Here is a 19065-nt window from a genome sequence, read left to right as displayed (position 1 = left end):
GCCCAATTCCCAATTCCCCATGTCCCATGCCCCATGCCCAATTACCTATTAGCTAAATTTCAATACCTTCCAGAGTCATTATGACTGCATTTTTCATCAACATATCGCAGCGTTCTGCATAAAAAGATGCTGCCTTATCATACTTGTTGATTTGCAAAACCCGCAAAAACATTTGCCTTGCTTGCGCGAATTGCTGCTGGTAGTGAAAAAAAATTCCCTGTTCAAAATAAGTTTGAGTTTGTGCTTTTAATTCGATCATTGTCGGCGAGTCGCCATCGTAAATTTCAAATACCGCAACAGGTGTTTGTTTTCCTTTGACTTGAACGCGATCGAGAAACCTGCACTTGTAATGTTGAGGATCGTCTATCCGGCAAAGGGTTTGGACGCTAGCTACAATAGCAACTCCATAAAGCTTTGTCAATCCTTCCACACGGGAAGCTAAATTAACAGCATCAGAAATCACCGTACTTTCCATTCGTTCCGCTTCGCCAATCGTACCTAACATTAAAGTCCCCGTATGCAAGCCAATCCCTATCGAAATAGGTTGATAGCCACTATTTTGCCTGTGTCTATTATAAATTTTTACTTGCTGCTGCATCTCAATTGCTGCTTGCACAGCATCTTCAGCCCTGTTAGGAAACAAAGCCATAATCCCGTCACCAATATATTTATCTATAAAACCGTTGTACTCGCGGATAACTGGGCCAACTCGGCTTAAGTAAGAGTTGAGAAATTCAAAGTTTTCTCGGGGAGACATACTTTCTGACAGACTTGTAAATGAGCGAATGTCGGCAAACATAATCGTCATTTCTGCCTGTACAGAGTCTCCTAGTCTGGCATCAACGATGCTTTCTCTTTTGAGAAATTTCAAAAATTCACGGGGTACAAAACGAGCTGATGCGGCGGCAATTTTTTCTAGTTCGCTTTTGCTGGATTCGATTTGATTGAGCGATCTAAATGCTCTCAGTGCGGTGACTACTGTGGTAAATAATTTTTTGTTAGTAAGTTCTGTTTTGGTTTTGTAATCATTGATATCGTAGCTGACAATTACTACATCTTCTGGTACTTGTCCGGGCTGTCCAGTGCGTAAAATAATTCGCACAATTTGATTATTTAAAATATCGCGGATGTATTTAACTACTTCCAAGCCTGCTTCTTCTGTCTCCATAACTACATCGAGTAAAATCAATGCTATGTCGTAATTATTTTGGATAATTTCTTTAGCTTCTTTCCCTGAGTAAGCGCTGATAAATGTTATAGTCTTACCTTCAAATTTAAAATCGTTTAAGGCTAGTTTAGTAATATTATGAATTTCTATTTCATCATCTACAATTAATATTTTCCAACTTTCTTCTAGCGGTTTTTGTTCCGCCTCGTCTTCCTCGGCAAATATTAATTCATCGTCCCCCGCCCCGATTAATTCGTCATCGCCTGCTGCCAACAGGTTTTTACTAGCTTCTGACATATATCGTTCTCCTATATAAAACTTATATCCATGTTGGCGGTCTAATAACTAACTGCTCATTTTAGCGGGAAATTCAATCATAAATCTTGTCCCTTTATTTAGTTGACTTGTGCAGCTAATTGTGCCTTTTAGCTTTTGAGTAACAAGGTTATAAATAATGTGCAGTCCCAATCCCGTGCCTCCCTGACCTCTTTTGGTGGTAAAAAATGGTTCAAAAATTTTACTGAGATTTTCTGGGTCAATTCCTTTGCCGTTATCGGCATATTCAAATATTAGCCGATCGCCCTCTAGTTTGAAATCAAAAGCCAGAACTCCTTCGTCTTCTACCTCGTAGGCGTGAATTAGCGAATTCAACACCAGATTTGTCACAATTTGACACACTACGCCGGGGTAACTGTCCACAACAATATTTTCATCACACTCAATCTCTATTTTGTGCTTAGTTCTTTTGAGTTTGGCACTTAAGGATGTCAAAATTTCCTCTAGATAGTTTTTAACATTAAACCTGCGTTTTAACTCGCTAGACTGATCTACAGCTACTTCTTTAAAACTGTGAATCAAGTCTGCCGCCCGCGTGAGGTTAGATAAGATCATATTACTGCTTTGCACGGCGGTATCCAGAAACTTTTCTAATTCGGAACGTTTTATTTGGCCGTTACTGTAAACCTCAAAAAACTTTGTGGCTTTTTCAGCAAGCAGGGAGGCGGCGGTGATGCCGATGCCGATGGGAGTATTGATTTCGTGGGCAACACCTGCAACTAACCCTCCGAGAGCAGCCATTTTTTCCGATTCTACCAGTTTATTTTGAGCTGATTTTAAGTCTTCTAAAGTTTGGGAGAGTTCGGAGGTACGCTGCTGTACTAAATTTTCGAGATTCTGATTGAATTGGTGCAAGTTGGCGTAAAGTTGAGCATTTTTGATGGAGATAGAAATTTGAGAAGACAGCAGTTTTAATATTTCTAACCTGTCTTGTGTAAAAGCGCCTGTAGTCAGATTGTTTTCTAAATATAGAATGCCAGTGAGTTGGCTTTGATTAATTAACGGAGTGCAAAGAATTGATTTAGGTTGAACTGCCATTATATAGGGTGTGCGAGTAAATTGCCCTTCGCGGGTGGCATCGTTTAAAACTATACTTTCTTGGGTGCGGGCGACGTAATTCACAACTGCAACTGCCAGCAAAGTTACTTCTCGATCGTCGGCTACAAAATCTATCGGAATTGATTGCATGACAGCAACGCGATCGACATCTACAGATCCTGATCCTTCAATCACCCATTGACCCTCTTTTTCTAGTATTAAAAAGCCTGTTTGTGCCCCCGCATTTTCAATAACAATTTTCATCATTTTTGCCAGCAGCTTGTCTAGAACTATTTCGCCTGCTAAGGTTTGCGATGCTTTAACTGCTGTGGTTAAGTCTAGCACGCCTGCACTGTCGTTGGTAGTGGAAGCGCTGCTGGTAGATTTGTGAGTTTCAATATTAGTTAAAATCGAGCCGGAAGTTAGCAAGTGCGAGTATTTTGATTCTAAATGTGCTGCTTTGGCTGTTGCTCCCCAGCGCTGATAACAATAACGCGCTTCTGTTAAGTAAGTTTTAGAATTTTTTTCTCGTCCTATGGATAGATAAAATGCTCCTGCCAATTCTGCTGCTAGTGCTTGTACTTGTATGTATCCGTTTTCTTCTGCTCCTTCAATTGCGCGATCGTAATATTCCATTGCTCTCACCACATTGCCCAAAACGCGCGCTTTTTCTGCCGTAAGTAAGTCGCATTTGTGCTGAAGATTCATGGGCGCAGACAGCGCTTTTTGTTGCAGTTTTTTCCGGTTGCTGACAGCGTAAAAAATATGCTCTTCTTGTTCTTCATTTGTGGCAGATGGATAGGCTGCTAGCCGGGCTAGAGAATCGTAAAACTGGTATTCAGAAACATTAATAAAGCCTGCAACTCCGTCTAAATATACTTCGGCTTGCGCTGCATTTTCTAGTGCTGTAGCAGTATCTCCAAATAAATATGCTAGTATTAGCTTTTGCAAATAAAAGTGCTGGAGTCCCACGCGATCGTTAGCTTTCAACAGCAGCGATAACAATTTTTCTTCGCTGTATGCTTTACCTAATACAATGTGCGAACTTTCCAATTTTCCCATCAATTGCAAAATAGTTTGCCGATATATTTGGTTCCAAGTCAATACAGTTTCTTGCTTGAGTTGAAACAGCAAATGGTTGTAACTTACCATTCTCCGTTCCAGTTGTGGCAATTCTTGACCGATAAAATACAAAGACTGACAAATATTTACGGCTGCATATCCGACACATTCTAAATCCCCATTTTCTAGCGCGCTTTGATAGGCGTCCTCTAATAGCGGCAAAGAGTCTTTAACGTGATGCTTGCCGTTCATCAAAATGAATGCTACTAAATTAAGCGTTTTGCTTTTGAATTCTAACGCATTTAATCTATCGCTCAAATTTAAAGCTAATTGACCAAAGCGATCGCCCGATTCAATATCTCTAACTATTCCTTTTAAAATTGCTCCGTAATTAGCATAACCGAAGGCAGAAAAAGTAGAGTTTCCGTAATTAATAGATAAATTAACTTGCTCGCACACAATCAGAGGCAGCAGCACAGGTTCAACTATAAATGTAGCTGAAAACATACTGGAAAGCACGCGCATAGTTGCTAATTTATGCGGATTTGTCATAATGGGCAAGTTAATTAAATCTTCTATTTTCTTTCCGGTTAAATAAGCTGCGGTTTTAGCCAGTGCTTGCTGAATGTGGAGGGGAATCGGCGATTCGGGAAAGTTTATCCCTAACATTGTTAGCGCTTCGCGACCAATTTTTACCGATTCTTGGAGTTTGGTTTGCATCCCACAAGCTATGATTCTGATTTCAAACACTTTAATTTTGTCTAGTTCATTTTTTGCGTGTTGCAGAACAATTTCAGCCCATTTTTCCATTTGCTCAAAGTCGGTATTGAGGTAAGCAGCTTCTGCTGCTGACTCGTAAAGTGCAAGAGTCAAGTCGTAGTCAGTTTGCCAACTTTCGGGTGCCAGCAGTTCAATACCTGTGGTTAAATATTTCAGGGCAAGTTCGTAAGCTGCACTTGCTTTTGCTTTGCGACCTGCCATTAAATTTAATTGGCATAATTGAAATTTTTCTAATTGGCTGATGATGATCTCTTTGGCAAAATTTAGTTGGTTTACGGTATCAAAAATATGCTCTTCTAATTGTTCTGGCGGTGCATTTTTGAGTAAAAAATTGCCTATTTTTAGATGGATTTCTTGTTTCTGAGAAGCGGATATTAAAGCATAAGCTGCCTGCTGCACTCGCTCGTGCAAAAATTTGTAAGTTTCGCTAGAAACATTCGCCACTGGCAGGGAAAATTTGTCGCTAAAATCTCTAGATATTGTGTCTGTTACTTCTGTACTTGCTGCTAGTGCGATCGGAATTTTGTAGGCGTTATTAACGAGCAAAATCAGACCGGACTGAAGTGCCTCACCGAGGTCTGTTGCTGCGGACGCCAGAGGTTTTTCGGCGATTGTCGAGAGAGTTTTTAAATCAAATTTGTTCCCGATACAAGCGGCTAAATTAAGCAGTTCCTGGGTATTCTCTGAAAGTTTCTGAATGTTATCTATCATTAATTCTACAACATTGTCCGTTATTCCCATTTCTTGTATTTGTTCGATATCCCACTGCCATTCGCCTGTGATATGGCATTTGTTCACAACTTTTTTTGAGATTGGTTGTGCTAAAACCGACTGGTTAGTTTCAGCTAGATGGCTCACATTCTTCGATGGATAAAGTTTAAATTTAATCAAACTTTTTGAGTGCAGAAATTTTATTAATTGAGTTAAAAAGAATGGATTTCCATCAGTTTTTTGATAAAGCAACTCGGCTAAACTTAGCGAGTTTTCGGGGGCGCAGTTCAAAGTATCGGCAACGAATTGGTTGACGCTGCTTATATCTAAAGGCAAAAGGGCGATCGCCCTTACAGTGCCGCCTGCTTTTTTAATTGCTGAGGCGGTCACCATTAGAGGATGATTTGCATCTACTTCTTGCTCTCTATAAGCTCCAATTATTAATAAATATTGAGTTCCCAGGTCAGTTGCTAGCAGTTCTATTAACTTGAGAGATGCTGAATCGACCCACTGCAAGTCGTCCAGGAAAATTACTAGGGGGTGTTCTTTTTGAGCAAAGACGCGGATGAAGTTTTGAAATACTAAATTAAAGCGATTTTGAGATTCATTTGCTCCTAAATCTGGAACGGGGGGCTGCGGACCGACAATCAGTTCTAATTCTGGAATAGCTTCAATAATGACTTGGCAGTTACCGCCGAGTGCTTTTAAAATTTTTTCTTTCCAAAGATGGATTTCTGCAGCATTTTCGGTGAAAATTTGTCGCAACAAATCTTGAAAAGCTTGGAGTAAAAAAGCGTAGGGAATATCGCGCTTAAATTGCTCAAATTTGCTGTCAATAAAATACCCGCTTTCCGACCGAATCGGCTTGTAAACTTCATATACTAACGAAGATTTTCCCACACCGGCACCACCAGAAATTAGCACGATTTCTGTATTGCCTCGCCTCATCTGCTGGAAGATACTGAGAAGCATATTAACTTCTGCTTCTCGCCCGTAAAATTTTTGGGAAATTTGCAGGTGACTTGACTGATCTTGCTCGCCGAGGGTTATGTGGGAAATTTCGCCTGTATTTTGCAGTTGAGCGAGACAATTTTCCAAGTCGTACAAAAGTCCGAAAGCACTTTGATACCTGTCTTCGGCTGTTTTTGCTAAGAGTTTTATGACGATATCGGAAACGACTTGAGGAATCTCCTTGGTTCCTACTTGATTGATTCTGCCTTCGATGCTTCTGCTTTCTACTTTTTGCTTTCTGTTTTCACAAGGAGAAACTGGCGTTTTAGCAATATGGCAGTGTACTAATTCCATGGGATCGATCGCCTTAAAAGGCAATTCGCCACAAAGCATTTCATAAAAGGTGACGCCTAAAGAATAAAAATCGGTGCGGTAGTCGATCGCCCGATTCATTCGTCCCGTTTGTTCAGGAGACATATAGGCGAGAGTGCCTTCGAGTAAATGGGGATGGCTGGGGGCAGGGTTTTCGCCCGGTAGCAGGGAGGCGATCGCAAAATCAGCAATCTTGACATCTCCTGTCTTGATATTGACAATAATATTGCTGGGTTTAATATCTTTGTGAATAATGTGGTGTTCGTGAAGTTGCCCAATAGTTTCTGCTAGTTTGATGGCAATATGCAGAAATTGTGGTAACTCTAGCTGGTTGTTGCCGAGAAAGTCTTTGAGAGAAATGCCACCAAAATCTTCTAAAACTAAAACAGGAAAGTGATTATATGTTTCTATTTTGTAAAGCTTGACTATTCCGGGCAAACTCAAATTTTCAAGAATTTCGGATTCGTGCAGGAGTTGGGATATTTGCGCTGGGCTAGGGTATGGCGGCGTGAGAGTTTTGAGGATAACGGGTTTTTGTTCCTCAAGCTGCAGGCCTCGATAAATAACGGTGTGAGAGTTTGTATAAAGTTCTCCGTCAATGCGGTATCCCGGAATAGAAATCATGATAGTTGGGGGTAATTTTAAATATGCGGTTATACAATTTTCAAGGTTAAATCGGAAATGATTGATGACATAAGTCTTTAGCTCTGACCTACAGTTACATTCTTTTTAGCCACAAGTATTATTAAGTAAGTGAAAATACATATCACGATCGAGTGTGGTTTTTACGGCAGTAAACTGGCTACTATTATATAGCTGAGCTAAATACATCCCTAAAGGGTCCTCCTAGATACTTTTTTTGTCGCTTATTTACTTATCTATATTTTAGTCTTCAAAAAATCAGAAGTCGCACTTTGCTATCCCCCCAGTGCCAAAATAAACGGGTGCGTGCAAATCAACAGCTAAAATCTAAAAAAATCATGCAGAATATAACTGCCTCAAATCCAGCTAATGCTACCGATCGCGCTTTTGGCACCGCAGACATTCAATTGCTGGTAGTGGATATAGACGGCACGATCGCAGGTTTGTCAAATACCATCCGAGAACCTGTCAAGCAGGCAATTTTGGCTGCCGAGTCGCGGGGAGTGAAAGTGGCCGTCGCTACAGGCAGGATGTACCGCTCAGCTTTGCGTTTTCACCGCGACATCGGCTCAACATTGCCACTGATTTGCTACCAGGGCGCGTGGATTCAAGATCACGCTACTCAAAAACGGCTGCGGCACTTGCCGCTGTCGAAACAAACTGCTCTGCAACTTTTAGATTATTTTGAAGAACCGCATTTGCGACCGCTACTTTCGATCCATTTCTACATTGAGGACCAACTTTACGTGCCGGAAATTACCGCAGCTACCGGAATTTATGCCGAACGATCGGGCATTGAACCAATGGTGATTAAAGATTTTCGGCGAGATCTTCCGGGGGAACCGACGAAAGTTTTGGCATTGTGCGAGAATCCGGGGGTACTCGACGGCTTGCTGAGCAGTATGCGGCAGCGCTACACGCCTGCAGAGCTTTATTTGACTCGATCCGTTGCTACTTTTTTTGAAGCTACGCATCCTTTGGCGAATAAGGGAGATGCGGTGCAGTATTTAGCGGAGGAACTTTTGGGTTTGCAGGCGGCGAATGTGATGGCGATCGGCGACAATTTTAATGATGTAGAAATGATTGCCTATGCGGGTGTGGGCGTGGCGATGGGCAATGCTCCTGATGGCGTGAAGGCTGCTGCTGATTGGGTGGCGCCGGATGTGGAGGAAGATGGGGTGGCGGCTGCGATCGAACAATTTGTTTTGGGCGATCGTTGATATTTGTAGCACCAATACCGCAGGGGCGGGTTTGCCAACATCTGGAAAAAATCTAGATCGACCCGCCCCGACCCAGCGACAATTTATTATTATATAACTGTCTAGTTTTGACTTCTATGCAATCAAATTTTGATGATCTAAAAAGATCCACATTTTCGGATTTTTCCCGCTCAAGTGGAGTCAATTACTTTTTTTGCAAGATCAGAATATTTATTTAACGAACCGCGAAGACGCTAAGAACACGAAGGAAGAATTGAAGAAAGCCGGGCGGGCTTACAGATCTTCTGGATGTGAATTATAGATAATTTAAAACTCTTAAAAATGCCTTGCAACAGAAAAAGCACCGACGACTGGCCGTGTTTCGTCTCGGTGCTTCTTCTGGTTCGCTCCTCACACGTCCATCAATATAGCTGACTCAGTAAATTGTGTCAATACTTTTTCCAAAAATTGTTTTTTGAGTCGGCTGCTGCCGGAGTGTCGGTGCGGAGGAGCGAGGCAAAACTATTGCACTGCAAGGGTTTGACTCGATCGCCCAAGGGTTGCCTCAAGCAGAAAAAATTTTACTTCACTTCCAGCAGCCAGTCCAAAATCAGAGCGTTGACTTCACTCGGCCGCTCGTCGTGGGGACAGTGGCCTGTGTTGGGAATTGAAACAAATTTGACTGGTTTATCGTTGGCGGCCAATTGTTGATAAATCTGGCTGCCGGCGATGGGCGTCCAGGGGTCGTCTGCGCCCCAAAGTACCAATAACGGACGATCGACTTTGGGCAGCAGTTCTGAGGGTTGAGGGCCTGGAGGGGCTGTGAGAATCGAGGCAAACACTTGTTGAGCTCCGGGCTCGCAGGATGGGGCGTGCAGGAGTTCTACGAGTTCGTCAGTGATGGCTTCGCGGTTCCCGTAGACTTGGCGCAGAGTGTTGCGGATGCGGTGTTTTTGGCGGATGTTGTTGAACATAAAGGGGCCGATCAGGGGCGATCGAACTAATTTAGTAAAAGTCCCCATCACTACTCGCAGCGGGAAATTGAGTTCGTCCGGCCGGTGGTTGAGCCCGCCGGCACAGTTGATTAAGACTCCACCTGCTGATATTTCTGGATGGTTGGCGACTACCATCAAACTCAGCAAAGCGCCGATCGAATTCCCGACAAATACCGCCGGTTCCTGTACCAGATCCGCCCAGAAATCAGTCAGCAATTCTTCCCACAATTCCAGAGTGTAATCTAGGGTTGGTTTGGCAGAAGCACCGAATCCCAGCAAGTCTAGAGCAAATACGCGATAGCCGCCGGCTGCGAGTACGGGGATATTTTGCCGCCAATGTCCGATCGAAGCGCCAAATCCGTGAATCAAGATCAGAGGGCGGCCGGTTCCTTGGACGGTATATTGGATTTTGTGACCTTTCCAAGTCCAAATTAGCTTTTCAAAACTTGTTGCAGATACTAGCTGTTGTGCTGTCACGGCTCTAAATGTAAATTTTCATTAACTTCTTTCATCATAGCAGCACAATCCCTCTACGGGCGGCGCCGGAGCAACGCCGCACACAAACTTTCAACTCTTGAGAAGGATGGAAGATATCAGGTTAAATAAATAAACATACTTCCTTCTTTCTACCCCTTTTTCCTTCTTCCTTCTTCCGACGGACATCGGACTGACATCCGTTACATCTTGTACAGTGCTCGTTGCCGAACTTCTTTCTTCCCTATTCCGAATTTTTACTTTTTTCCTAGCAACCAATAAGTCATCATATCCCCCTTACCTTTTACCGGAATCACGCCTCGCCTCTCAAACAAATACTTATCTTTCAAAAGCTCATAAGTAACATCAGTAACTTGAATGCTGCCTGCAAAACCCGTAGCTTCCATCCTCGCCGCCACATTCACCGTATCTCCCCACAAATCATACGTAAACTTGCTCACACCAATTACTCCCGCAACCACCGGCCCGGAATTGATGCCAACCCGAATTGCAAGTTTTTCCCCTGTCTCGGCGCACAACTTTGCTATTTTTGCCTGCATTCCCAGGGCCATTTGGGCGATCGCCTCGGCGTGATCCTGTCTCGGCGTAGGCAATCCCCCGACTACCATGTAAGCATCGCCAATAGTCTTAATTTTCTCCACACCGTACTTTTCAGCTAACTGGTCGAAGTGCGAAAAAATTACGTTCAAGCGCTTGACCAACTCGGTGGGAGACATTCTAGCAGACAACTCAGTAAAGCCAACAATATCAGCAAACAAAACACTTACTTGGGCAAAACTGTCGGCAATCGTGCTTTGCTCTGCCTTCAAGCGTTCTGCGATTGGTTTGGGTAAAATATTTAACAGCAACTTCTCGCTTTGCTCTTGTTGAACTTTTAGCGCTTCTTGCGCTAATTTGCGCTCTGTAATGTCAGAAACAGTACCCTCATAGTAGAGCAGCTCACCTTTGGAATCTCGAACAGCCCGAACATTTTCTGACACCCAAATCCGACGCCCGTCTTTGCGACATACCATAGATTCAAACCCCGAAACGGCATTTTCAGTATCCATAGCAGCCACAAATTCGCGGCGGCGTTCCGGGTCAACATACAGTTGCTGAGCAATATTGTTAATCTCGGACATCAGTTCTTCTGGCGAGTCGTAACCGTACAATTTTGCCAAAGCTGGATTAGCGCTGAGATAGCCTCCTGAAGGCGTGCTTTGAAAAATGCCTTCCATCGCATTTTCTACAATGCTGTGATATTTTTCTTGAGCGATACGCAGCAATTCTTCTGCTTGTTTGCGCTGAATTAAAGAACCTAATTGAGTGCCTACCGCATTAAAAACGTCTATAAATCGTGCGTCTTTCCCCTCCGACGAAATTTTAAAGAAAACTAGCACTGCCAATACTTCATCGCCTACCAAAATCGGCACGCCAAAACCAGCTTTGAATCCGAGTTCGAGTGCTATTTTACTTCGGAGAAAATGCGGGTAGCCCTTGGAAATATCTTCTACCCATTCCGGTTGCTTGGATGCCCAAACTCGTCCCGGCAGCCCTATATTCATGGCAAATGTTAGTTGTTCGCTTTGCTTGCGGAACGCATCCATCCTCGCGTTGCTCGCATACCAGCCCCTGGCAGATTGCAGCACAATTCCTTCTGCATTGGGAATCCAAGCTTCTCCTACATCCCATCCGATTGTTTCGCCCACTTGGTGCAAAATTACTTCTAAAGCTGAGTGAAAGTCTACAGCTTCGCCGATCGCCCGCGTAGTTTCCAGCAAAAACCGGATTGATTCTTCAGCCCGCTGCCGTTCTGCTATTTCTTCCTGCAATCTAGAATTGCGATCGTGCAGTTCCCTAGCTTGCAGTTGCAGTTTGGATTGCAGCGAACGAAGGGAAAGTTGGTTTTGGACGCGGGCTAAGACTTCTTCTACTTGAAACGGTTTAGTAATATAATCCACTCCTCCTACTTGAAAAGCTTTAACTTTTTCCAGCACGTCATCTAGCGCACTAATAAAAATTACCGGAATATCTTTAGTTTTTTCGCTTAACTTTAACTGCTCACAAACTTCATACCCGTTCATTTGCGGCATATTAATATCTAGTAAAATTAGATCCGGAGGAGATATTTGTGCTCCTTGCAGAGCCAAGTGTCCGTTAATAGCCTTCCTGACATGATACCCGTAAGATGTCAGCATAGTGGATAAAAGTCGCAAATTATCCGGCATATCGTCAACGATCAGAATGTCTTTAGGAGTCGCTGGTAATCGATGGTCGTTCATCATCATATAATTGAGTTAAATCGATAATGATATCTATCCGAAAATTATCGACTAAATCTGTTAAAGCGTTAGCGAGATTTGCCTCAGTTTCGGGAATTTCCTTGATCAGTTCGAGGATGCGGTTGTCGTCTACACAAAGTGCTGCTCGGTGCAGCTCGACCACCCAGTCTGTGGGCATTACACTCAAATCCTCGGTGGTCAAACTTTTAAGCAGCGTCGGTGTTGAAAAAGAAGTAGATAAGTTTTCTTTCTCATAAATATAACGCAGGTTGAGGTGATGCGCTATCTTTTCAAATAGTACCTCTTCCCGAAACGGTTTACATATCAAATCGTTACAACCTGCCGACAAAATTATTTGTCGCTGCTCGTCAAAAGCACTGGCAGTCAAAGCAATAATTATTGTTTCTTTACCTTCTATAGTTTTCTTAATCTGTCTTGTCGCTTCATACCCATCCATCACAGGCATCAGCATATCCATTAATATCAAGTGCGGCTTCCAAGTTGAATGCAAAGCAATTGCTTCTTGCCCGTTAATTGCTTCCATAACTTCAAATCCCAGGGGTACCAGCAGCTTAAGCAGCAGTTGGCGATTTTCCGTTACATCTTCAACTATTAATATCCGATAAGTTTCTTGTCCCGCTTCTAAAGAAATAACTTGTTTAATCGGCGGTTTTTCTTGTTCATCACTTTCTGTTACTAGGTTTACCCAGATATTAAAACTGAAAATTGTGCCTTGGTCTAGTTTACTTTCAACAGCAATATCACCTCCCATAATTTGGACAAACTGTTGGCTGATGGGCAACCCCAGACCAGTTCCCTGCATGGATTTTCGACCCGTTTCGGTTTGTAAAAATGGCTTAAATAATGTGGAAATTTCTGAGGGAGAAATGCCGGGGCCCGTGTCGGCAATTTCAAAATACAATTGGGATTTGTTTTCTTCGGTGGCGTCTTGTTCAGCTTGGCTGCTGACGCGCAAAGTAACGGTTCCCTGCTGAGTAAATTTAATCGCATTGCCGAGTAGGTTAATTAAAACTTGCCGCAATTTAGCTTCGTCTGTTTGAATGTACTGCGGCAAATCCTCGGCATTTTCAAAGATGAGGTGCAAACCTTTGGAGTTGGCTTTTAGTTGCAGCATTTCTTTGAGACTGTTGAGAAGGTTGTAGAGATTGAAGCGGCTGGGGTTGATGGTAATTTGACCTGCTTCTATTTTGGACATTGACAAAACATCATTGATGAGTTCTAGCAAATGTTCGCCACTGCGGTTAATAATTTCTATGTATTCTTTTTGTTCTTCTGTGATAGAACTATTGCGCGCCATGACTTGGGAAAAACCGAGAATGGCGTTGAGGGGTGTGCGGAGTTCGTGGCTCATGGAAGCTAGAAATTGGCTTTTGGCGCGGTTGGCAACTTCGGCGTTTTCTTTGGATTTAATCAGTTCCATCGACTGCCTTTGAGTGCGGGCGAGCAATTCCGCTTGCTGTAATGCTACTCCTAGCTGAGTACCTACATCAACTGCAACGTTGATTTCAGCTTCACTCCACTGGCGGGGAGCCGAGTTTTGATAGGATGCTAGTAATCCCCAGAGCTTTTTGCCGGAAAATATTGGTACAATAATGTAGGATTTAGCTTGAAATTTTTCTAGCAATTGGATGTAACAATTATCGAAACCTTGCTTGTAAATATCTGGAACACAAAGGTAAGTCTTACCTCTGCTGTATGCTCCGCCTTGGGTTTGTTGCAAATAGGTATCGTGGACTTCTGGTGAGATACTATCTAATTTTTGGACGAGGCAAAGTTCACTATCTAAAGCGCCTTCAGTAAGGTTAGAATCGGTATCTTGTGCTTGGATGAAAGAAACCCACTTGCGGTCAAGGGATTCGGCTACAAATTCGCCACTCCAGTCTGGATTGAAACGGTAAATAGCGACTCGATCGCACTTCATGGTTTGGCGCAATTCTCTGGTTGTAGCGTGAAAAATTTCTCGGATATCTAAAGTTTGCCGCATTCTTTCAATAATGCGGGCGATCGCCCTTTGTCGTAAAGCACTTTCTTGCAGTTCGGTTTCTGCCTGCTTGCGTTCGGTAATATCTACAGCCATTAAAGCAATGCCGATCGCTGTACCGTTATCGTCAATTAGGTGAGTATTGTACCACTCGCAGATGATAATTCTGCCGTCTTTGGTCAGATTTTCGGTAGTGCCGCTGGATTTGGCATTCAAGTCATGATTGAAAATATCAGATAATTGCGGGTGGTAGCTTTCAGGTAAGATCAAATCCGAGGCGACTCGACCGATCGCTTCTTGCTCACTGTAGCCAAAAATAGCCACGGCTGCGGGATTCCAAGTGATAATTTCTAAATTTAGGTTTAACTCGATAATTGCGATCGGCGTTTGCTGCAATAAAAATGAGATTCTTTGTTGGGATGCTAGCAGTTTTTCTTGGGCTAATTTGCGGTCTGTAATGTCATTAGCAGTGCCGAGAATTTGTTTGGGTTTACCATCGGCTGTTCTGAGAAATACTGTATCCCAACTGTGCATCCACCGCCATTCACCGTTTTTGTGTTTCATGCGGTATTGACATTCAATAACCTCACCGTCTTTGGCTTCATCTACTTTTTGGATGCTGTCAAAAAACTTTGGCAAATCGTCGGAGTGGAGCAGAATTGGCATCATTGCTGTACCCATATCTTGTATTTCTTGGGCTGTGTATCCGAGTAGCGTCGAAATTTGTCGGTTGGTATAAACATTCCGCTGTTCAATTACATCGTAAACGTACAATAGGTTGGGATTGGAATCGGCGATCGCTTGAATGAAGTGCTGGCTCTCTCTGAGTGCGGATTCTGTTTGTTTGCGAACGCTAATATCTCTGGCTACGATAATTACTGAATCTGGAGTAAGCGGAGAAACTTTAGCGTCGAGGCAAACTTCACGATCTCCGACTTTAAAGCTATATTCTACATTGATGCTTTGCTTGGTTTTTAGAGCTTGTTGGATGGCATTTAATACTAAATCTGCTACAGGTTCCGGCAAGACTTCATGGGCGGTTTTGTTAATCATCTCGCTGGGAGGTTTCACCAAATTTGTTGATGCTGTCGGAGCGATTTTGATACAGCGCCCTTCTGCATTTCTCACTAAAACTGTGTCAGTCATGGCCGCAAAAATCGCCCGCAATTCAGTTTCAGATTCTTGCAGAGCTTGCTCGGCGCGGACGCGGGTGCGAATTTCTGCTTGCAGCACTTTATTTTGCCGATCGAGCTGCTGAATTCGGTTTTTTTCTCGTTCGATCAGTTTGGCTTGAGCGATAGCGAGCCCTACTTGAGCCGCCACAGCTTCTAATAAGTCGATTTCCTCGGAAGTCCATTCCCGGTAACGATCGCACTGGTGCAAACCGATAGCGCCGTTTGCCCTGCCTTGGTAGGAAGTGCGAATTGCCAACATCGATTTTAACCCAACCTTCTGGCAAATAGGTTGAACAGCTTTCAACAGAGGGTCTGAATAAACATTGTTGGAGGCGATCGCCCGATCTTGTATCATCATTTGTATGACGTGAGGATTGCCCCAAATTGGAACAGGTACGTTCCGAATAGATTCGCAATCGGGTTCTAGATACTCGGCCGCCAGAGGAATAGTGACTTGGGGAGTAGTAACGTAAGTATGAATCAAACAGCGATTGACGCAGAATGCCAGACCGATTTGAGTTGCAGCTATTTGAAATATTTGTTCTGGCTGCAAGCTTGAGCGAATTTCTTGAGTTATTTTTGCAATCAGCAATTCTCGCTGAACTTGCCGCTCTAAAGCAGCTTTAGCTCCAGCAATTTCTATTTCTGCGTGCTTGCGATCGCTGATATCATAAAGTACCCCATACCAAACAATATCGCCATTATCGCGCATTTCTGGCCGAGAATTAGATTGCAGCCATTTGAGTTTACCCGACGGTGTAATAATCCGCCATTCACAGGCAAAAGGTTCTAAATTTTGGGCGCTAGTAGTAATTTGTTTGACTAGATATTCTTGGTCATCTGGATGATTTTGATCGAAGCACAAGTAAGGATTTTTTAATAGTTCCTCACTCTCTAATTCGTAAACCTCTCGACAAGCATAACTAATATATTCAAACTTGAAACTCCCCTGGGATTTCTTTATAAATTGATAAAGAACTCCCGGTATATTGACCGCCAATTTCTGCAACCGCGCTTTACTTTCCCGGAGTGATTCTTCTGTCCGCTTGCGAAATTCTACCTCTTGTTGCAGTTGAGCATTCTGCTGTTTTAATTGTTTTGATAACTGTTGTATAGTCAATTGACTTTCGATACGCACTAAAACTTCTTCCACTTGAAAAGGCTTAGTAATGTAGTCAACACCGCCGACTTCAAAAGCTTTGACTTTGTGAAAAGTTTCATCAAAAACACTCAAGAAAATAACCGGGATTTCCCTCGTTCTCTCGTTGGATTTCAGTCGAGTACAGACTTCATATCCGTTCATTTTGGGCATAGCAATATCTAGCAAAATTAAGTCGGGGAGAACAGTAAAATTAGCATTGACCGCCATTTCTCCCGAAATCGCCCGCTGAACTTTATATCCTTCTTTCGTCAATATGTTTGACATAAAACGCAGGTTGTGGGGCTGATCGTCAATAATTAAAATGTGAATAGTTTCTTTGTTAAATATCATCTTTTGTCCGATTATTGTGAATTTTTTAGTGCAAGCAGCAGATTGATGATTTAATGAATTTAGCGATTACTTCCATCATCATATAATTATTCTTTCAAACATTTTAAAAATCCGCAAATAGAGGATTAATTTTAGATATTAACTAATCAACTAACGCACATTCTATTTTTTAAGCTAATTGGTTGCTTGTCTTAAGGTTTCTCCTCAAATTAACCGTATTTAACCATATCTTATTGCCCAAACAAATCCCATTATTTGATATCCTAATTAACTTTGCAGAACAACAATCCTCGCTGAGGCACTCCAAATCAAAGCAACCGGGTTTTTTATTTTTGTTCAATGGCTGGGACAAAATATTTTCGTAGAACCCGGTTGATACGCCCAAAACAGTTTTTTACTTGACCTTAGCATTAAAACTCCCAGGAGGATAACGCAAGTTTATGGATATTCTGTTAACACATTCAAAGGGTTTTAGCAGAGATACACACCTGGACATAGTGCGAGGCGAAGAAACCGTTTTTTTTACTCTTGTCGCTGCAACAAAGTCTAGCGGTGAAAAACCTCGGTTTTGACGCACCCGCCCCTCAGCCTTAAGATATTTACTAGGTAACTAAGAGTATATAGCAATCCTCAATTATTTGTTAATTTCTTACTCCCGATCGGGTTCGGAGAGGGTTGCGGGTAGGGTAAAAATTTACGACTCCTGCAAGGATTGCTATAGATTCATCCACTCGCCTCCAAAGCCTACGAAACAAACTCTTTTTTAGGTCTTTTCTATGCCAGCAATTCCTTAAGTTTAGCAAAATTTTGCTGACTAAAGTAAATTTTAATTTCTAGTTCTTGGTCAGCCTCCCATAATAGCAGCATATTATCTTCGCCCAAGGCGATTTCTGGATTATTTAATTCAAGTGTTTGATATTTAACTTCGGAAATTCCAACACGAATTACAAGTTCCGCTTCCAACTGAGGATAGATGTACAATTGCTGTTGCAAGTTGTCAAGTTCTAGTTTGTCAACAGTGTTGTTACGTTGGACTGGAGAATCGGGCTTGTACCAATAGAGAGTTTCCTCTCGAATTTCGGGATTGACTATCACAAATGTTTCGTCAAAACGCTGGGGGTGCCAGTGAATTTCGCTCAGACCGCCGATTTGCGGAATCAGTCGCTCTACCCAGCTAATTTCTTTACCGTTGAGGTTTCCCCACCACTCACTGATATTATGGAGATTGTCAGCATTTTCGGGGTGGCTGCTACCGGACTGCCAGACTGTTTTTAGTTGTTGCATATACAGGTTCTCCAGCGAATTTAAATTTGAGATTGCAGGCTTTCAATTGGAGATTCATTCGTTATACAATAATTTTAATGGACTTACCAATTATTTACCACGAAGATTACATTGCACCTCTGCCACCGAATCACCGCTTCCCGATGGCCAAGTTTCGGATGCTTTACCAGATGCTGCTCGCGGACGGGGTAGCAGAGGAATCGCAATTTCACGCTCCCGAACTTCCCCCTCAAGAATGGATTGAATTAGTCCACGACCACTCGTATGTTCAAGCTTACTGCAACGGGACGCTCGATAACAAAGCGACTCGGCGAATTGGTCTGCCTTGGAGTCGCGCCCTTGCTAATCGCACTTGCACTGCGGTTGCAGGAACTGTACTAACTGCCAAGCTCGCTTTAGACTGCGGTTTGGCTTGCAATACTGCGGGCGGAACTCATCACGCCTTCCCGGCTTTTGGGTCGGGTTTTTGTATTTTTAATGATTTGGCGATCGCCTCTCGCGTCTTGCAAAAAAATGGTTTAGTTCGCAAAGTTTTAATTGTCGATTTAGATGTCCACCAAGGAGACGGAACCGCTGTAATATTCCAAGATGACAGCAGCGTTTTTACTTTCTCGATGCACTGCGAAGTCAATTTTCCCGGCACTAAACAAAAGGGCGATTTAGATGTACCTTTGCCTGCCGGTATGGAGGACGACGAATATTTACAAACATTGGATAAATTTTTACCAGATTTGCTCTCAAGTGTCAAGCCTGATTTAGTTTTGTACGATGCTGGAGTAGACCCTCATCACGGTGACAAACTGGGAAAATTAGCTTTAACTGATACGGGCTTATTTCGCCGGGAAATGCAAGTTTTGATGGCGTGTTTGGCTGGTGGCTATCCCGTTGCGTGCGTGATTGGCGGGGGCTATTCCGATGACGCTAAGGGGTTAGTTTACCGGCATTCGCTGCTGCACCGAGCCGCCAGTCAAGCCTACAGGCAGTATCGACTTTGATCGAGAGTGGCCAGATTTCCGAAATATGGCCGAAAAAACAGTCTCCCTCACCCAAACAAATAAAAATACTATTAGCGATCGCTCCAGCTTGCCAGATGGGTACAACT

At 43.0% G+C, this 19065-nt stretch carries 8 protein-coding genes; 2 read left to right on the top strand and 6 right to left on the bottom strand.

Annotated elements, in window-relative coordinates:
- Window positions 1-52 precede the first annotated feature (52 nt).
- Both QUA45_RS10310 and QUA45_RS10305 read right to left on the bottom strand, forming a co-directional pair.
- The gene (locus tag QUA45_RS10310; RefSeq protein ID WP_333098372.1) at window positions 53-1465 is read right to left on the bottom strand and encodes an adenylate/guanylate cyclase domain-containing protein; all 1413 of its coding nucleotides are present in this window, start codon (window positions 1463-1465) and stop codon (window positions 53-55) included.
- A gap of 48 nt (window positions 1466-1513) precedes the next feature.
- Window positions 1514-7042: an ATP-binding sensor histidine kinase gene (locus QUA45_RS10305; protein ID WP_333220594.1), complete on the bottom strand. Its 5529-nt coding sequence runs from the start codon at window positions 7040-7042 to the stop codon at window positions 1514-1516.
- Window positions 7043-7398: 356 nt separating this feature from the next.
- On the opposite strand from QUA45_RS10305, the gene QUA45_RS10300 reads away from it, so the two are divergent.
- On the top strand, window positions 7399-8280 hold the full coding sequence (locus tag QUA45_RS10300) for a Cof-type HAD-IIB family hydrolase (RefSeq protein ID WP_333098367.1): 882 nt from the start codon (window positions 7399-7401) through the stop codon (window positions 8278-8280).
- A 560-nt stretch (window positions 8281-8840) separates the two neighbouring features.
- Here the strand turns inward: QUA45_RS10300 and QUA45_RS10295 are convergent.
- The 4 genes from QUA45_RS10295 to QUA45_RS10280 form a co-directional block, all read right to left on the bottom strand.
- The gene (locus QUA45_RS10295) at window positions 8841-9731 is read right to left on the bottom strand and encodes an alpha/beta fold hydrolase (protein WP_333220592.1); all 891 of its coding nucleotides are present in this window, start codon (window positions 9729-9731) and stop codon (window positions 8841-8843) included.
- A 254-nt stretch (window positions 9732-9985) separates the two neighbouring features.
- A complete protein-coding gene (locus QUA45_RS10290) occupies window positions 9986-12013 on the bottom strand; it encodes an adenylate/guanylate cyclase domain-containing protein (protein ID WP_333098446.1) in 2028 nt (675 codons plus the stop codon).
- Complete coding sequence (locus QUA45_RS10285; RefSeq protein WP_333220590.1) at window positions 11979-16679, bottom strand: PAS domain S-box protein; 4701 nt, start codon at window positions 16677-16679, stop codon at window positions 11979-11981. The genes QUA45_RS10290 and QUA45_RS10285 overlap by 35 nt, the downstream gene beginning before the upstream one ends.
- Window positions 16680-17453: 774 nt before the next feature.
- Entirely contained in the window at window positions 17454-17963 is a 510-nt protein-coding gene (locus tag QUA45_RS10280) for a hypothetical protein (RefSeq protein WP_333098361.1), read from the bottom strand.
- A gap of 77 nt (window positions 17964-18040) precedes the next feature.
- Here QUA45_RS10280 and QUA45_RS10275 point away from each other — a divergent pair, with 77 nt between their 5' ends.
- The gene (locus QUA45_RS10275) at window positions 18041-18958 is read left to right on the top strand and encodes a histone deacetylase (RefSeq protein ID WP_333098360.1); all 918 of its coding nucleotides are present in this window, start codon (window positions 18041-18043) and stop codon (window positions 18956-18958) included.
- The last annotated feature ends 107 nt before the right edge of the window (window positions 18959-19065 follow it).

Origin of the sequence: Microcoleus sp. Pol12A5 (genome assembly GCF_036701435.1) — a bacterium.
Lineage (GTDB): Bacteria > Cyanobacteriota > Cyanobacteriia > Cyanobacteriales > Microcoleaceae > Microcoleus.
This window is presented reverse-complemented; position numbering and strand designations above follow the sequence as displayed.

Bases quoted from the DNA above. Each gene is read 5' to 3' on its own strand.
- QUA45_RS10305 (WP_333220594.1), bottom strand. From the start codon at position 7,042: ATGATTTCTATTCCGGGATACCGCATTGACGGAGAACTTTATACAAAC.
- QUA45_RS10300 (WP_333098367.1), top strand. From the start codon at position 7,399: ATGCAGAATATAACTGCCTCAAATCCAGCTAATGCTACCGATCGCGCT.
- QUA45_RS10290 (WP_333098446.1), bottom strand. From the start codon at position 12,013: ATGATGAACGACCATCGATTACCAGCGACTCCTAAAGACATTCTGATC.
- QUA45_RS10280 (WP_333098361.1), bottom strand. From the start codon at position 17,963: ATGCAACAACTAAAAACAGTCTGGCAGTCCGGTAGCAGCCACCCCGAA.
- QUA45_RS10310 (WP_333098372.1), bottom strand. From the start codon at position 1,465: ATGTCAGAAGCTAGTAAAAACCTGTTGGCAGCAGGCGATGACGAATTA.
- QUA45_RS10275 (WP_333098360.1), top strand. From the start codon at position 18,041: ATGGACTTACCAATTATTTACCACGAAGATTACATTGCACCTCTGCCA.
- QUA45_RS10285 (WP_333220590.1), bottom strand. From the start codon at position 16,679: ATGATATTTAACAAAGAAACTATTCACATTTTAATTATTGACGATCAG.